Source organism: Janthinobacterium sp. OK676, from assembly GCF_900103595.1.
Taxonomy (GTDB): Bacteria; Pseudomonadota; Gammaproteobacteria; order Burkholderiales; family Burkholderiaceae_D; genus Janthinobacterium.
The window spans coordinates 34,473-50,465 of record NZ_FNHA01000011.1; the positions used below are offsets into that span (position 1 = coordinate 34,473).

12 protein-coding genes are annotated in these 15,993 nt (G+C 66.0%); 2 read left to right on the forward strand and 10 right to left on the reverse strand.

Annotated features, from left to right (window positions below; translation table 11 throughout):
- Positions 1–35: 35 nt before the first annotated feature.
- Positions 36–539, reverse strand: a complete 504-nt coding sequence (locus tag BLU39_RS20390) for a chemotaxis protein CheW (RefSeq protein ID WP_092716289.1) — start codon at positions 537–539, stop codon at positions 36–38.
- A gap of 60 nt (positions 540–599) precedes the next feature.
- Positions 600–1,502, reverse strand: a complete 903-nt coding sequence (locus BLU39_RS20395) for a GGDEF domain-containing protein (protein ID WP_175539371.1) — start codon at positions 1,500–1,502, stop codon at positions 600–602.
- A 339-nt stretch (positions 1,503–1,841) separates the two neighbouring features.
- Between BLU39_RS20395 and BLU39_RS20400 the strand changes: the two genes are divergently transcribed.
- Positions 1,842–2,090 (forward strand): hypothetical protein, encoded by a 249-nt coding sequence (locus BLU39_RS20400; RefSeq protein ID WP_139178408.1) that lies wholly within the window; start codon positions 1,842–1,844, stop codon positions 2,088–2,090.
- A 6-nt stretch (positions 2,091–2,096) separates the two neighbouring features.
- Here BLU39_RS20400 and BLU39_RS20405 read toward each other — a convergent pair whose 3' ends face one another.
- The 8 genes from BLU39_RS20405 to BLU39_RS20440 form a co-directional block, all read right to left on the reverse strand.
- Positions 2,097–3,383 carry a DUF445 domain-containing protein gene (locus BLU39_RS20405; protein ID WP_092716295.1) on the reverse strand — a complete coding sequence of 429 codons (1,287 nt, stop codon included), beginning with the start codon at positions 3,381–3,383 and terminating at the stop codon, positions 2,097–2,099.
- 59 nt (positions 3,384–3,442) lie between these two features.
- The gene (locus tag BLU39_RS20410; RefSeq protein ID WP_092716297.1) at positions 3,443–4,840 is read right to left on the reverse strand and encodes a branched-chain amino acid transporter BcaP; all 1,398 of its coding nucleotides are present in this window, start codon (positions 4,838–4,840) and stop codon (positions 3,443–3,445) included.
- A gap of 211 nt (positions 4,841–5,051) precedes the next feature.
- Positions 5,052–6,839, reverse strand: a complete 1,788-nt coding sequence (locus BLU39_RS20415) for an MFS transporter (protein ID WP_092716299.1) — start codon at positions 6,837–6,839, stop codon at positions 5,052–5,054.
- A 35-nt stretch (positions 6,840–6,874) separates the two neighbouring features.
- Complete coding sequence (locus BLU39_RS20420; RefSeq protein ID WP_092716301.1) at positions 6,875–7,969, reverse strand: N-acetylglucosamine-6-phosphate deacetylase; 1,095 nt, start codon at positions 7,967–7,969, stop codon at positions 6,875–6,877.
- Between the two features lie 3 nt (positions 7,970–7,972).
- Entirely contained in the window at positions 7,973–8,740 is a 768-nt protein-coding gene (locus BLU39_RS20425) for a DeoR family transcriptional regulator (protein ID WP_034751280.1), read from the reverse strand.
- Positions 8,741–8,775: 35 nt separating this feature from the next.
- Positions 8,776–10,119, reverse strand: coding sequence for a D-tagatose-bisphosphate aldolase, class II, non-catalytic subunit (locus tag BLU39_RS20430; protein ID WP_217635094.1), 1,344 nt, complete (start codon positions 10,117–10,119; stop codon positions 8,776–8,778).
- Between the two features lie 5 nt (positions 10,120–10,124).
- Positions 10,125–11,072: an ROK family protein gene (locus tag BLU39_RS20435; RefSeq protein WP_092716647.1), complete on the reverse strand. Its 948-nt coding sequence runs from the start codon at positions 11,070–11,072 to the stop codon at positions 10,125–10,127.
- Positions 11,059–12,195 (reverse strand): SIS domain-containing protein, encoded by a 1,137-nt coding sequence (locus BLU39_RS20440; RefSeq protein WP_092716303.1) that lies wholly within the window; start codon positions 12,193–12,195, stop codon positions 11,059–11,061. The genes BLU39_RS20435 and BLU39_RS20440 overlap by 14 nt, the downstream gene beginning before the upstream one ends.
- 348 nt (positions 12,196–12,543) lie before the next feature.
- Between BLU39_RS20440 and BLU39_RS20445 the strand changes: the two genes are divergently transcribed.
- On the forward strand, positions 12,544–15,894 hold the full coding sequence (locus BLU39_RS20445; RefSeq protein WP_092716305.1) for a TIM-barrel domain-containing protein: 3,351 nt from the start codon (positions 12,544–12,546) through the stop codon (positions 15,892–15,894).
- Positions 15,895–15,993 lie beyond the last annotated feature (99 nt).

The following is a 15,993-nucleotide window of genomic DNA, read 5'->3' on the forward strand; positions in this document are numbered from 1 at the left end:
GCGGTCAGGTGTGGAACGGGATGGCAAGGGCGGGCTCAGGCGGCCAGCTTGCCCGTGGCGTGCATGCCCAGGCCCGTCAGCAGGCTGTCCATGTCGAGCACGATCAGCATGCGCTCGTCGAGGGCGCCGATGGCCGTCACGTGACCAGACATGGCCGAGCCGTGCAGCTGCGGCGGCGGCTTGATCTGTGCCGGCGCCAGCGGCACCACGTCGGCCACGCGGTCGACCACGATGCCGGTGGCGCCGTGCGCGAAGACGAGGATGATCACCACCGTCGAGGCGTCGTATGCGGGTGCGGCCTGGCCCAGCGCGATGCGCAGGTCGACCAGCGGCACGATGCTGCCGCGCAGGTGGATGAAACCCGTGAGGAAGGCGGGCGCATTGGCGATGCGGGTGACGGCGCCGTAGCCGCGGATTTCCTGCACCAGGCCGATGTCGACCGCGTATTCTTCCCTGCTGAGTCCAAAGACGAGCAATTCCCGCGCGCCCGCTTGCGCCGGTTGGCCCGCTGCCGCGCCATGTGTCGTGGTGGTTTCCATGTGCTTGCTCCTGTCAGGTGCTGCGTGTTGGATGAAACTGCGAGGGTGGCCGGGCGGCGTTCAAGCCTGCTCGACGCGGTTGCGGCCATTCTTCTTGGCCTGGTACAGGGCGGCGTCGGCTTGCGTGAAGCCGGCTTTCCAGTCGCCGTCCGCAGGCAGCGGCGCCAGGCCGATGCTGATCGTCGCCGCGATGGAGGCGTGCTCGACGTCGACCTGCGCCGCGGCCACGGCAAGGCGGATGCGCTCGGCCACCTGGCGCGCCTTGGCCAGGTCCGTATGGGGGAACAGCAAGCCGAATTCCTCGCCGCCCACGCGGCCGACGACATCGGCCGCCCGTGCCTGGGCGAGGATGATTGCGGCGATGGCTTGCAGTACGGCGTCGCCGGCCGCGTGGCCATGCTGGTCATTGACCCGCTTGAAGAAATCGATGTCGGCGATGCCGATGGTCATCGGATGGCCCGAGCGCTTGGAGCGCGCCGCCGTGCGCACGGCGTCGATCTCGAAGGCGCGGCGGTTCGGCAGATGGGTCAGGGGATCGCTCAGGGCGATGCGCTGCAGCTGCTGCCAGCGGGCCGCGTTCTGCTGTTCCAGGGCCAGCTCGTGGCGCTGGTCGATGAAAAAGGCACCCATGAAGTTTTCGTCGTCCAGGGTACCCAGATCCATGGCTTTGAGCACGATGGGCAGTATCGTGCCATCGCGGTGGCGTATGGCGAAATGGCGCTTGTGGCCCAGCACCCGGGACTTTTTTTGGCCGGCCAGGTAGGCGCCGATCTGCGCGCCATGCTGCTCGCGCACGGCGTCGGGCAGCAGTGCTTCGATCTGCTGGCCCGACAGACTGCCCGCGGCATAGCCGCTCAGCGCATACATGGCGTCGTTCGCATAGCGGATGCGCGAGCCCGCATCGATGATGACGGCCGCGTCGTCGGCCGCGTCGAGCAGGCGCAAGGCCAGGATTTTGTTCATGTGCTTGTCCCCTATAACGAAGGCGGAGATACCGGGCTGCCGAGGGCATTGCCTTGCGTTCTCCTTTGGACTCATCATACACCAAATAAAAATGATTTAAACGATTATTGTGATTATCATGATTTTATTTTGATTTTTTAGATGGCGTGCTCAGGACGCGCAAAGCGGGAAGCCTGTTGTTCGCCCCTGTTCTCCTTTGGGCGCAGCGATTTTTTCTCCATTTCGCGTGTCGCAAAAAAAGAAAAATGATTTTCCGTGAATTTATTTATTGTATTTGGTAAATTTATGTAGCAAAATGCACTGAGGCAATACCCATAACGGTCGATAGAGGAGATGGCCATGCATACGAAGATGTCGGCAAGGAACAGCGTAGAGGCGGGCAAGGGAGATCCATGCTGGCCGGGCGCGGACATCGGCCATACGTCCGCGCGGCGCCTGAAAACGGTCGGCTACCTGACCCTGCTGCTGGCCGTGGTGCCGGCGGCAAGCTGCGTCGCCACGGGACGCGCCGGCGTGCCGGTGCCGTTTACCGCCATGTGCGGCGTCGTGTCGTGCGTGGCGCCGTCGGACAGCGGCCTCGGCAGGTAGGCGTTCTTACCAGGCTTGGCTGACGGCGTAAATGAGCAGGCCGGCCAGGCCGCCCACGACGGTGCCGTTGATGCGGATGAATTGCAGGTCGCGCCCGATGGCCAGTTCGATGCGTTCGCTCATTTCCTCCTTGCTCCACAGGTCCAGGCGGGCGGCGATGAAGGCGCCCACTTCGCCCCGGTAGCGGCGCACCAGCGATCCGCTGCCGGCGACGATGGCGCCGTTGAGCCATGCACGTGCGTGGTCGTCCTTGCCCAGAACCTGGCCCGTGTTGCGCGCCACGCTGGCGATGGCTTGCGCCAGCACGGGCCGGTCCGCGTGCAGGTCGGCCAGCACGCGCGCGCTGATATGCTTCCATAGGTCGCCCAGCATCGCTTGCACCGTATCGCTGGCGATCAGCTGCAACTGGTAGCGGCGCACCGTGTCCTGCCACTGCGGGTCGGCTTTCAGGTGCAGCGCGCTGTCGGCGATCCAGCCGGCGATGCGCTGGCGCAGCGGGTGCCCGGGATCGAGGCGTACGGCGAGGGCGAATTTTTGCAGCGAGGCGATCATGCGCGGCTCGTACGCTTTCACGGCTTTTTTGACCAGCGCGTTCTCGATCTGGAAGGCGCCCAGGACGAAGTCGCCGATGGCCGCGTGGTGCGCCTCGTCATCGAGGTAGGCGGCGCCGCGGTCGAGCAGAAAATCCAGCAACTGCTGCGGCTTGTCGTCGGCGATCAGCGCGTCGATGCAGTCGGCCGCCACGTCCGACAGGTTCAATTGTCCAAGATAGCTGCTGGCCTGCCGGCGCAGCAGGTCTCCCAGTTTGTCGTGGTCGGCCATGGCCAGCAGCTGTTTCGCCACGCCGGCGCTGGCCATGCCCAGCTGCCGCGCGTGCGCCTCGTCGGCCAGCCAGGCGCCCAGGCGCGCGGCGGGATCGGCTTGCGCGATGCGCTCGGCGATGCCTTGCTCGGTAATGAAATGGTTTTCCACGAAGGCGCCCAGGCTGCGGCCGATGTCGGCCTTGCTGTTCGGGATGATGGCCGTATGCCACAGGGGGATGCCGAGCGGGTGGCGGAACAGGGCGACGACGGCGAACCAGTCGGCGATCGCCCCCACCATGGACGCTTCGGCGAACGCTTCCACATAGCCCCAGGCCGGGTGGCCGCCGCGCTGCGAGCGGGCCACGGCAAACACCAGCGCGGCGAGCAGCAGCAAGCCGGCGGCCAGCCACTGCATGCTGCGCAGGCGCGCGCGCTTGAGCTGGTCCGTGCTCTGGTCCAGTAGTGCGATGAGGTCGGGGGAAGGTTGCATCGATGGCGGCCTGCAGGGTTGCGAGACCGCCATCTTACTGCGATGGCGCAGCGGGAGGATTACTGTTGCGGATGCAGCAGCGAACGGCGGCGCGCGTAGCCGAAGTAGATGACCAGGCCGATCACCAGCCAGATGGAAAAGGCCATCCAGGTCACCCAGCTGAGGAAGCTCATCAGGCCCACGCACAGGATCACGGCCAGCGCCGGCACGTACGGCACGCCGGGGCAGCGGAAGGCGCGCGGCAGGTCGGGACGGCGCTTGCGCAGCACCACGACGGCGACGGAGACCATGGTGAAGGCGGCCAAGGTGCCGATGTTGATCAGCTCAGCGAGGATGTTGAGCGGGATCGTGGCGGCGATCAGGCCGAACACGATGCCGACCAGCCAGGTGGCGAAGAACGGCGTGTGGAAGCGCGGGTGCACGGTCGACAGGCGCTTGGGCAGCAGGCCGTCGCGCGACATGGCGAAGATGATGCGCGTCTGGCCGAAGGCCATCACGAGGATCACGGTGGTCATGCCGAGGATGGCGCCCAGGTCGACGAAGCCGGCGATCCAGTTTTCGCCCGCATATTGCAGGGCCAGCGAGACGGGATGGTCGACGCCGAGGAATTTTTGATACGGCACGATGCCCGTCATGATGGCCGACACGACGACGTACAGCACGGCGCACACGGCCAGCGAACCGATGATGCCGATCGGCAGGTCGCGCGACGGCTTCTTGACTTCCTCAGCGGCCGAGGTGACGGCGTCGAAGCCGATGAAGGCGAAGAAGACGAGGGCGGCGGCGCTCAGCATGCCGTGGTAGCCGAACGGCATGTAGGGCTGCCAGTTGGCGGGCTGCACGTGGCGCGCGCCGAAAATGATGAACAGCAGCACCACGCCCACCTTGATGGCGACCATGATGTTGTTCAGGCGCGCCGATTCGCGCACGCCCCAGCCCAGCATGGCCGTCAGCAGCAGCATGATGACGAGGGCGGGCAGGTTGATGAAGGTCGTCACGCCGGGCAGCGCGCCCGGCGCGGCCGTCAGGGCCACGGGCAGGGTGATGCCGAAGCCCGACAGCAGCGACTGGAAGTAGCCGGACCAGCCGACGGAGACGGCGGCCGCGGCCAGGCCGTACTCGAGCAGCAAGTCCCAGCCTATCATCCAGGCGGCCAGCTCGCCCAGGGTGGCATAGCTGTAGGTGTAGATGGAGCCGGCGACCGGCACGGTGGAAGCGAATTCCGCATAGCACAGGGCGGCGAAGCAGCAGGCGACGGCCGCCACGACGAACGACAGCGACAGGGCGGGGCCGGCCGTCAGCGCACCGGTGCCGGTCAGCACGAAAATGCCCGTGCCGACGATGGCGCCTATTCCCATGAGGACAAGGTCGAAGGGGCCCAGCACTTTCGCCAGACCTCCCGGTTTCTTGCTGTGGGCAATCATGTCATCCAAATTCTTGGTTCTAAATAAGCTCACTGTGTCTCCTGTTGGTTTTTGTCATGGCGCCATTGCCGCCTCGTGAGTAGCACGACGCAGCCAGATTCTAGCCCACGCACCCTTGATTCCAGAAGGAAAACCGTACAGTGCCGTGCGCGGCAGCCCTGTAAACTTGTCCGGCAGGCAAAAAAAAGCCCCGGGATGATGGACCGGGGCCGTAAAGGAGACTGCTACAGTTGGTTACTCTGGCTTACTTTGCAAAGTGCGCTTCGATCTCTTCCAGCGTCTTGCCCTTGGTTTCGGGCAGCAAAAACGCGGCCGCCAGGAAATACAGCACCGTGCAGCCGGCGCCGAAGAAGAACAGGGTCGAATAGCCGTGCAAGCCCACGGTGGGCAGGAAGATGGCGGCGATCACCGTCGAGACGAACTGGTTCACCAGCAGCGCGATGCTCATGCCGTTCGAGCGTATGCGCGTCGGCATCAGTTCGGACAGGGCCAGCCACACGCACACGCCCGGTCCCACGGCAAAGCTGGAGACGAACACGCAGATGGCAATGGCCACTAGCCAGCCGTGCGTGGACGATGGCACGGGACCCAGGCTGGCCTTCTCGATGCGCAAGGGCGCCTCGCGACCGGCGGCCGGGTCGGCGAACGGATTGAGGTGCAGCTTGCGGAAGAACACGCCGATCACGCTGTCAGGCTGCACGGCGTCGTCGCGGGCGATCGTCACCTGGCGCAGCACGGGGTCGTCGCTGCGCAGGCTTTTCACATTCGTGAACGGACCGTAGGCATAGGCGATGGTCAGCTGCTGCGGCGTGCCATCGGCCGCCGCGCCCAGCGCCGTCAAGGTGGCCGCATCGAGCTGCAAGGCCAGGCCGTCCGCCTGCACCTGCGCCGAGATGGCGGGGCGCACGTCGACCAGGTGGGCTTCGGCGCCGCGGAACAGCAGGCCGGCCGCCAGCAGCGAGACGACGATGCCGCCCGTGCCCAGCATCAGCAGGAACTTGCGGCCCTTGCGGTCCACCAGCAGCACGGCCACCACCGTCATCAAGGCGTTCAGCACTTTCAGCAGGACGTCCGCCATGTTGGCCGAGGCGCCCGACAGGCCCGCCTGGTTCAGGATATTGACGACATAGGCGAGGATGGAATTGATGCCCGTCGCCTGCGTGCAGGCGAGGATCAAACAGGCCAGCAGGAAGGGCAGCACGTAGCGGCGGCTCAGCAGCGGGTCTTTTGCCTTGCCGCCGGCCTTGGCGGCGTTTTCGGGGGTATCTTGCATCTCGCGCAGTTCGACGTCGGCGGCGGCGGGCAGGCGCGTGCGCAGCAGCGACTGGCGCGCCTGCTCGATGCGGCCGCGGCGGACCAGCCAGCGCGGCGACTCGGCCAGCAGCAGCGCGCCGACGGTAAATACGAGGCCCGGCGTCAAACAGACCCAGAAGATGCTGCGCCAGGCCTGGTCCTTGGCCGTGAAGATGGCGGCGGCGCGGCCCGCTTCGGGCAACGCTTGCGCGGCCTGCGTGGCCGTTTCCACCGTCTGCGCCTGCATCAGGCCGATCAGGGCGGCGGCCACGAGGCCGATGGTCAGCAGCAGCTGGAACAGGGCGGCGCCGCGTCCGCGCTGCTGCGCGGGCAGGCATTCGGCCAGGTACAGGGGCACGACGACGCCGATCAAGCCGCCGCTGATGCCTTGCAGCAGGCGGCCCAGCAGCAGCGGCGTGTAGCCGTCGGCCAGCGCGATCAGCGGGATGCTGGCGCTGAACAGGGCGCCGGCCAGGAACATCACCCAGCGCCGGCCCAGGATATCAGCCAGGGCGCCGGCGAACAGTGACGACAGGACGGAACCGAGCAGCACGGCGGCGACGATAAAGCTCAACTGCTGGGCCGTCAGTTTCCAGGCCACGGAGGCCGTCGATTCCAGGTAGGGCAGGGCGCCGGCGATGATGCCGATATCTATGCCGTACAGCAATCCCCCCATGCCGGCAATAAATAGCAGGTAGCGCATGGCCCACACGGGGGCCTTGTGTGACGTGTCGTGCATGGTAACTCCGGGACGGGGTTGAGGTTGTGGATGGTCTAGCGGGTGGAAAGATCGATGGCCGCGCCTTCGACGAAGACGGACACGGGCTGCAAGTTGGCATCGAGGACGACGATGTCGGCCCAGGCGCCCGCCGCCAATCGGCCCCGTTCGGACTCGCCCAGGTAATCGGCCGGGTACAGCGAGAGGCGGTTCGAGGCGTCGGCCAGGTCCAGGCCCAGGTCGACGAAATTGCGCAGGGCCTGGTCCATGGTCAGCACGCTGCCGGCCAGCGAGCCCGTGGCCAGGCGCACGCAGCCCAGGCATTTGTAGACGCGCTGCGTGCCCAGGCCGTACTCGCCATCGGGCATGCCGGTGGCCGAAGTGGCGTCCGTCACGCCGTACAGGCGCGGGATGGCGCGCAGGGCCGCGCGCAGGGCGCCCTTGGCCACGTGCTGCAGGTCGGGGATGATTTCCGCATATTCGGCGTGCGCGAGCGCCGCGCCCACCATGCCCGGGTCGTAATGCGTCATGCCCGTCATGCCGTTGTACAGGTGGGTAAAGCCGGAGACGCCGGCCTGCAGCGCCGCCACGCCTTCGTCATACGTGCCGGCGCTGTGGCCGATCTGCACGCGGATGCCCATCGCCGCCAGCTGCGGGATCAGTTCCAGGTGGCCGGGGATTTCCGGCGCCATGGTCAGGACCTTGATGGGGGCGATGGCGTGAAAGCGCTGCACCAGCGCAAGGCTGGCCTGCACCACGTCGGGCGGCTGCGCGCCCAGGCGGTGCAGGTTCAAGAACGGTCCTTCCAGGTGCACGCCCAGCATGCGCGCGCCGTTGGCGGGACGCTCGGCGATGACGCCGGCCAGGCCTTGCAGGGCGCGCAAAATCGAGGGTTCCTTGGCCGTCAGGGTGGTGCCCAGCAGGGCCGTGGTGCCGTGGCGCGCATGCACTTGCGCCACGGTGGCGCCAGCGTCCCCGCCTTCCATGATGTCGACGCCGGCCGCGCCGTGCACGTGCAGGTCGATAAAGCCGGGCAGGATGGTCAGCGCGCTGTCGGCGGCAGGGTCTTCTTGTATCTGGACGATGCGCTGGTCAAAGGTGATGGTGCCCGTGATCCAGCCAGATGGGGTAAGGATTCTGCCGCTCAGCATGTGTTATTCCGCTATAAAAAGTTCGATGCCCAGCTTTTGCAGCCCTTCGCGGTACTCCTGGCTGATGCTGGCATCGGTGATGACGGTATCGACCCGGTCCAGCTGCACGATGCGGTGCAGGCTGACGCGGCCGAACTTCGAGGCGTCCGTGAGGACGATGATTTTCTTGGCCCGTTCCACCATCTTGTGGTTCAGGCTTGCTTCCGCTTCGTGGTGGGTGGTCACGCCAAACTGCAGGTCGAAGCCGTCCACGCCCAGGAACAGCTTGTCGAAGCTGTAGGCCTGCAAGCAGGTTTCGGCCTGGCTGCCCTGGATCGACAGCGACTGCTTGCGCAGCAGGCCGCCCGTGAGGATCAGGTCCACGCCGGGCGCGTCGGCCAGTTCCCATGCGATGTTCAAACCATTCGTGGCCACCGTCACGCCGGTGGCGTCGCGCAGATGGCGCGCCAGCGAGATGGTCGTGGTGCCCGAGTCGATGATGATGTTGTCGCCCGGTTCCACCAGCCGCGCCGCATAGGCGCCGATGCGCTCCTTCTGCTCGTGGTTGATGGCGTCCTTCTGGCGTATCGTGTGTTCAAGCGGGGGCGTGCGCGTGAGGGTCGCGCCGCCGTGGCTGCGCGTGGCCATGCCTTGCGCTTCCAGCGCATTCAGGTCGCTGCGGATGGTGACCGCGGACACGCCGAGCTTTTCCACCAAGTCGGTCACTTGCACCGAGCCCTGCTGGGCAAGCATTTGGAGGATGGATTCACGGCGTTGGCTGGTATTTCGCATGGTGGCGGGCTCGGTAAAAAGTGAAAATACCGAGCTTAACAGATTGCCGCTTCGGCAATGACGGGGACTGCCGCATTGCGGTTGCAGGCGCGCGCATATTGCGCCAGCAAGCTGCCGATCTTGTGCTCGATCAGGGCCGGCGCCTGCGCCGGCAAACTGCCCTGCACCACGGCCAGATACTGCTCCGGCAAATGCTGGCTCAACAGCGGCAGCGGAATGGCGACCGTATCGAGGTTGGCCAGCAGCTTGGCGACGGCGGCCGCCACTTCCGGCTCGCCCCAGTAATAGCGGCAACGGTCGCTCAAGCCGTAGCGGCGCATCAAGCGCTGTTCTTCCGGCGTGCCCAGGTAATGCTTGATCCAGTTCTTCGGCTTGGCCACCATCACGTCGTCGAGCACCTGCATCAGCTGCGACGTGGCGTGCGCCGGCAGCAGTTCTTCCTCGATCTGGCACAGCGCGAACAGCGCCTCGCGCAGGGCAAAGGTGGCGGCCGGGCCCACTTTCAGGATGGCGAAATGGTCGCGCACCATGGCGTGCAGCGCCGTTTCGCGCTGGTAGTCGGTGGAGTGGGCTTCGAACACGAGGCCGGGCTGCTCGGCGACGAAGGCCGACAGTTCGGCGGCGGCATCGGCGTCGTAATGCTGGATGCTGCTCTGGTCGAAATCGACACCCGGCTGCACCACCATGGCGATGACACGGCGCCAGGCGCCATGCAATTCCTTGTCGAGGAAGGCGCGGCGGTGCACGTCGAGCGTACGGCGCGCCGCCTGCGGGCTGGTGACGGCGCCGGCCTGCGCCAGCGACGCTTCGCCGCCGGGAACCGGTACTTCCGTACCGATCACGTAGACGGGCGGCGCGAAGCCGGCGGCGGCCGCCGCTTCCTCGGCGACGATGCACAGGCGCGCCGAACGGGCGGCCACGGTTTCATCGTCGAGCTGCAAGGGATCGTCGGCACAGCGCATGCTGCAATCGAGGTGGATCTTATGGAAGCCGGCCGACGCATATGCGGCGATCAGGGTTTCGGCGTGGTTCATGGCGGTGGCCGCATCGAGGTGCTGCCAGGCGTTCGGGCCCAGATGGTCGCCGCCCAGCACGAGGCGGCTGGCGGGGAAACCCTGTTCGCGGGCCAGGGCCAGCATGGTGTCGCGGAAAACGGCCGGCGTCATGCCCGTGTAGCCGCCGAACTGGTCGACCTGGTTTGACGTCGCCTCGACCAGCAGCACGGTGTCGTATTCGCTGGCCACGCGCATGGCGGCGCGCAGCACGCTCGGGTGGCTGCAGCAGACGGCGTACAGCCCCACGCGCTCGCCGCGGCGGTGCGCCTTGATCACTTGCTGGATCGGGGACAGGGTAAAAGTCGGGTTTTCCGCTTGTTTCATGATGGTTACGCCTTTGTATGTTGTCGTATCAGGAGGGCCGCGCCGCGCGCGCCGCCGGCGTCGCCAAAGCGCGGCGGCAGTATCGGCGGCACGTGCACGCCGGGGAACAGATGGCGCTTGACGGCGGCCGGCAGCTTGTCGTACAGGTGCGGCAGCTTGGACAGGCCGCCGCCAAGCACGATGACATGCGGGTCGTAGGCCAGCACGAGGCCGGCCAGCGCGTGGCCCAGCACGTCGAGGTGCACGGCCACCGTGCGCTGGGCCACGGCGTCGCCCATGTTGGCGCGGGCGACGATGGCCAGCGGCTCGGCGCCGTCGCCGCCGAAATGCGCGTGGAGCTTGCGCATGGCGGGGCCGGAGACATAACGCTCCAGGCAGCCCGCCTTGCCGCACGGGCAGGCGTAATCGGCCAGGCCGTGCTGCGCCATCAGGGTGGCGGGCAGGCTCCAGTGACCCCATTCGCCGGCCACGCCGTTAAAGCCGCGCAGCAGCTGGCCGCCCACGCAATAGCCGCCGCCGGCGCCCGTGCCGAGGATGGCGCCGAACATGCTGGCGGCATTGTCTGCCGCGCCGCCCTGCGCTTCCGACAGGGCGAAGCACTGGCAATCGTTGCCGATGGCGACAGGGCGCCGCAAGGCTTGCTGCAGGGTTTGCGCCACGAGACGGCCGTTCAGGGCCGGCACGTTGGAGCTGAGCTGGCGTCCGCTGGCGCTGTCGATCACGCCGGGCAAGCCGATGCCGACGGGCGCCGTCGTGCCCAGGGCCGCATCGCCGCGCGCCACCAGGTCGACGATGGCTTGCACGAAGGCGGCAAAATCGTCGCCCGGCGTGGCGACCCGTTCGCGGAACACTTCCGTCAGCGCGCCGTCTCGGTCGGCAAAGACGACCAGCTCCATCTTGCTGCCGCCGATGTCGATGCCGTGGTAGCCGGCGGTGGGATTAGAATTGGTCATGGCCATAGATGGTGACGCCTTGCACGACACGATTGACGATGCCGCCGGCGAATGGATTGTCGGGGCGCCGTTGCAGCAGCGCGGACTGGTGCAGCGCATATTGCTGCGCCATCAGCAGCCACAATGGGGCCAACCAGGCGTCGGGCCAGGCCGGCGCGTCGGCAGACAGGTCGCCGCCGATGCCTACGGTCAGGCAGGTCTGCGCCACGCTGTCGCGCTGCAGTTCTTTCAATAGGTCGTCTTCGTACTGGCGTGCCAATGGCTTGCCGCTGCGCAGCAGGATCACCAGCGACTCCGTGGTGACGGCCGATTTCGGGCCATGGCGGAAACCCAGCGGCGTATTCGCCATCGCCATCACTCTGCCGCCCGTCAATTCCAGGATCTTCAATGCGGCCTCCTTGGCCAGCGCTTCCAGCGGTCCGCTGCCCAGGTAGACGACGCGCCGCACCGGTGTCGAACCGAGGTCCGCCACGGGCGCCGACCAGTCGCGCAAGGCTTGCTCGCCCAGCTGCGCCAGGGTGTCCAGGCGGGTCAGATCCGTGTCCTTGCCCAGCACCGACAGGGCCGCCAGCAGCATGCTGCTGAAACTGCTGGTCATGGCGAAGCCGCGGTCGCAGCTGCCTTCCGGCATCAGCAGGTTATAGGTATTGCTGTCGTTCGCGCCCTGGCGCGCCAGCTTGCCATCGGCGTTGCAGGTGATGTTCAGGAAACGCGCGCCGGGCACGACCTGGCGCAGCAGTTCCACGGCGGCCAGGCTTTCCGGGCTGTCGCCGCTGCGGGCAAACGAGACGAGCAGGGTGGGCGCGTCCGCTTCCAGGTACAGCTCATGGTGCGTCAGCAAAGTCGTGGTGGCGATGGCGCGGATCTGCGCGGGCCAGGCCGCATTCAAGGTATCGGCGACGATTTCGCCCACGTAGGCCGAGCTGCCGGCGCCCGTCAGGATGACGCGCTGCTGCGGATGGGACAGGGCGTTGCCGAGGAAGGCGGCCAGTGCTGCCTGCTCCTTGCGCAAGATGATGGCCAGCGCCCGCCAGATGGCCGGCTGCTGCGCGATCTCCTCGGCCGTGTGCAAGCCGCCGATGTCGCGCCAGGTTTGAATGTCACGCTGAAGAAGGGTAGTCATGAGAAGTCAGTAAAGTGTTTGTTGTGAGAAAGCATAAATACTAAATTTCGAAAAGTCAAATACGAAAGTAAAACGAAAGTAAATAGTTTGCCGGCTTGCGAAATAATGTCGTTTTCACGGCGGTGAAGCATGCTGCGGTGCAGCGCAAAAGCCCGTGGCGGCGCGGCCTGTCGCTGAAATGCCACGATAACGAAAGTATGTTTTGTGACATTTTGGTGAAACGTAAGAAAATTGCGCCAATTCTGGGCATTTTATTAATAAATTGCCGCTTTAACTTTCTTTTGATTGACGATATTTATTTTTCTTCTTAAAGTATTTCCATCACTTTGATTTCCTGAAAGCCAGCAGATGAAACCTCTCCCGCTTCCCCGTCGCACCCTTGCCGCCTGTGTCCTGGCCGCCCTTGCCACCCTGGCTGCCCCTGGCTTGCAGGCCGCGCCCATCGGTAACCTGAGCAGCTTGAGTGCCGTGCACGCGGCCGACGTGGCCAAGGGCGAGGCGCTGGGCTGGGACGTGCGCAGCGACACGGGCATGCAGCTGCGTATCAGCCTGCCGCAGGCGGACGTGCTGCGTATCGAGGCGGGCGGCAAGGCCGGCTTGACGGGGCCCGGCGACAAGGCCGCGCCCATCGTCGTGGGCCAGCCGTCCGCGCAGGTGGCGTACCAGATCAAGGAACAGCCCGACCATATCCTGATCAGTACGTCCGCCCTGAGCTTGCGCATCGACCGCAAACCGCTGCGCTTTACCCTTTTCCGCAACGGTGATGCGGTGCCCTTGTGGCGCGAAGTGCAGCCGCTGTCGCTCGACGACAAGCAGGGTGTGCAGGTGCTATCGAGCTTGCCGGGCGAGCGTTATTTTGGCGGCGGCCAGCAAAACGGCCGCTTCGAATTCAAGGGCAAGCAGCTACCCGTGTCGTATTCGGGCGGCTGGGAAGAGGGCGACCGGCCGAATCCCGCGCCATTCCTCATGAGTTCACGCGGCTGGGGCATGTTGCGCAATACCTGGTCCGACGGCAATTACGACTTGCGCGACAAGGAGCAGATCTCGCTGCAGCACGCGGAAGGCCGCTTCGATGCGTATTTCTTTGTCGGCAAGGACTTGCGCGACGTCGTCGCGCGCTACACGGACTTGACGGGCCGCGCCCGCATGCTGCCCCGCTGGGCGCTGGAATACGGCGACGCCGATTGCTACAACGATGGCGACAACGTGAAAAAGCCCGGATCCGTGCCGAAGGGCTGGAGCGATGGTCCCACGGGCAAGACGCCGGACGTGGTGGAAACCGTGGCGCGCCAGTACCGCGAACACGACATGCCGGGCGGCTGGATACTGCCCAACGACGGCTACGGCTGCGGCTACACGAATCTGCCGGAAACGGTGAAGGGCCTGGCCGGCTATGGCTTCCGCACGGGCCTGTGGACGGAAAACGGCGTCGACAAGATCGCCTGGGAAGTGGGCCAGGCGGGCAGCCGCGTGCAAAAGCTGGACGTGGCGTGGACGGGCAAGGGCTACCAGTTCGCCATGGACGCGAACAAGTCCGCCTACGACGGCATCCTGAACAACTCCGACAGCCGGCCGTTTTTATGGACGGTGATGGGCTGGGCCGGCATCCAGCGCTACGCCGTGGCGTGGACGGGTGACCAGAGCGCCAGCTGGGATTACATCCGCTGGCACATCCCGACCCTGATCGGCTCGGGCCTGTCCGGCCAGGCCTATGCATCGGGCGACGTGGACGCCATCTTTGGCGGCAGCCCGGAAACCTATCTGCGCGACCTGCAGTGGAAAAGCTTTACGCCCGTCCTGATGGGCATGTCCGGCTGGGCCGCGGCCGAGCGCAAGCACCCGTGGTGGTTCGAGCAGCCGTACCGCGACATCAACCGCCGCTACCTGAAACTGAAGATGCGCCTCACGCCGTATATGTATACCCTGGTGCGCGAAGCGGAGCAATCGGGCGCGCCGCTGGTGCGCGGCCTGATGTGGGATTACCCGCAAGACCCGGCCGCCTACACGGAAGCGTATAAATACCAGTTCCTCCTGGGCCGCGACGTGCTGGTGGCGCCCGTCTACCGCAGCCAGGCCGTCAGCGGCGGCTGGCGCAAGGGCATCCACCTGCCGCAAGGCACGTGGTACGACTACTGGGATGGCCGCCAAGCCACGGCGGACGCCAAGGGACGCGACCTCGATATGCAGGTGACGCTCGATAAGCTGCCCGTGTTCGTGCGCGCCGGGGCCATCCTGCCCATGTATCCGGAAATGCTGTACGACGGCCAGAAGCCGAAGGACCAGCTCACCCTCGACATTTACCCGCACGGCGATTCCCACTACACCCTGTATGAGGACGACGGCAACACGCGCCAGTACCAAGGCGGCGCCTACAGCCAGCAAGTCATCCGCATGCGCCAGACGGGCGCCGACGTGCAGGTCGACATCGGCGCCGTCGATGGCCAGTATCAGGGCCAGGAAGCGCGCCGCGGCTATGCGCTGCGCATGCTGGCGGGCCAGGCGCCGGCCGCCGTGCGCGCCGGTGAACGCCTGATCGCGGCTGCCGCCGACCGTGCCGCCTACGACAAGGCGTTTGATGCCTGGTATTTCGACGCGGCGGACAGGCAAGGCACCCTGCACGTGAAAGTGGCGGCGCAGGATATCCGCCAGCCTTTAGCTTTGCAGGTCGCCGGCGCGCTGGCCGTGGCCAGAGCCGATGCCGACTTCCCGGCCGCTCCCGTGCCGGGCCGCGCCTTGCCGGCCGACGCCATGCAGGTGGTGGCGCGTCCTGCCGAGGAAAGCGGTTATCCGCTGGAAAATGCCTTCGATGGCAAGCCGGAGACGTGGTTCCGCACCGTGCGCAGCCCGTCCGTGAAAAGCGGCCCGCACGAATGGGTGATCGGCTTCACGGAACGGCGCCTGGTCGATGGCATCGAACTGGCGCCGCGCAACGACCAGCACTGGAAGCATGGCCAGGTGCGCGATTACGAAATCTACATCGGCGACAACAACGGCGAGTGGGGCGCGCCGCTGGTGCGCGGCACCTTGAAGCTGCAGGAAGGTACGCAGACGATCAATTTCCCCGCGACGGCCGGGCGTTTGCTGCGCTTCCGCGTCATGAGCACGCAAAATCCGGAAGGCGATGGCGCGGCGTCCCTGGACCCGATGGTGACGGCGGCGCAAAGTGCGCCGGTGGCGCGCGCGTTCGACGCGGCGCTGGCCACCGACGTGGCGCCCGTCACCTTGTCCGCATTCCGCGTGCTCGAGCACAGAGTGGCCGAAGGCGAGGAGGTGCAGCGCTACCTGTCGGACCTGGCGCTGCCGAAGACTATCGCGAAAGACCGGCCGGCCGGCAAGGCGGCCGAGATGCGCATGAACGGGCTGTGGTTCCGCAAGGGCCTCGGCGTGGGACCTGCCAGCCGCATCGACTTGCAACTGGCGGGCAACTGGAATCTGCTGCGCGCCGACCTGGGCGTGGACGATAGCTGCCGCAGCGCGGGCGGCTTGCAATTCCAGGTATGGAGCGGTGAGCGGCTGCTGTATGACAGCGGCCTGGTCACGGCTCCCGGGGTGGTCAAACCCGAAATCGACGTGCGCGGCCTGAGCCAGCTCAGTTTGCGCACCCTGGGCGCGCGCGGCGCTCACCCGGCCCAGGTCTGCGGCAACTGGGCCAACGCCGTACTCACCGGCACGGAAGGCGCGACAGTCAAGCCGCGCTAACTGCTTCAATCATTTCACTAAAAAAGAGCCCCTCTGCGGACCGGGGAGGGGCTCTTGCAACCTGACGAAAACAAATCACTTATAAAAAGGGAGTTGAGT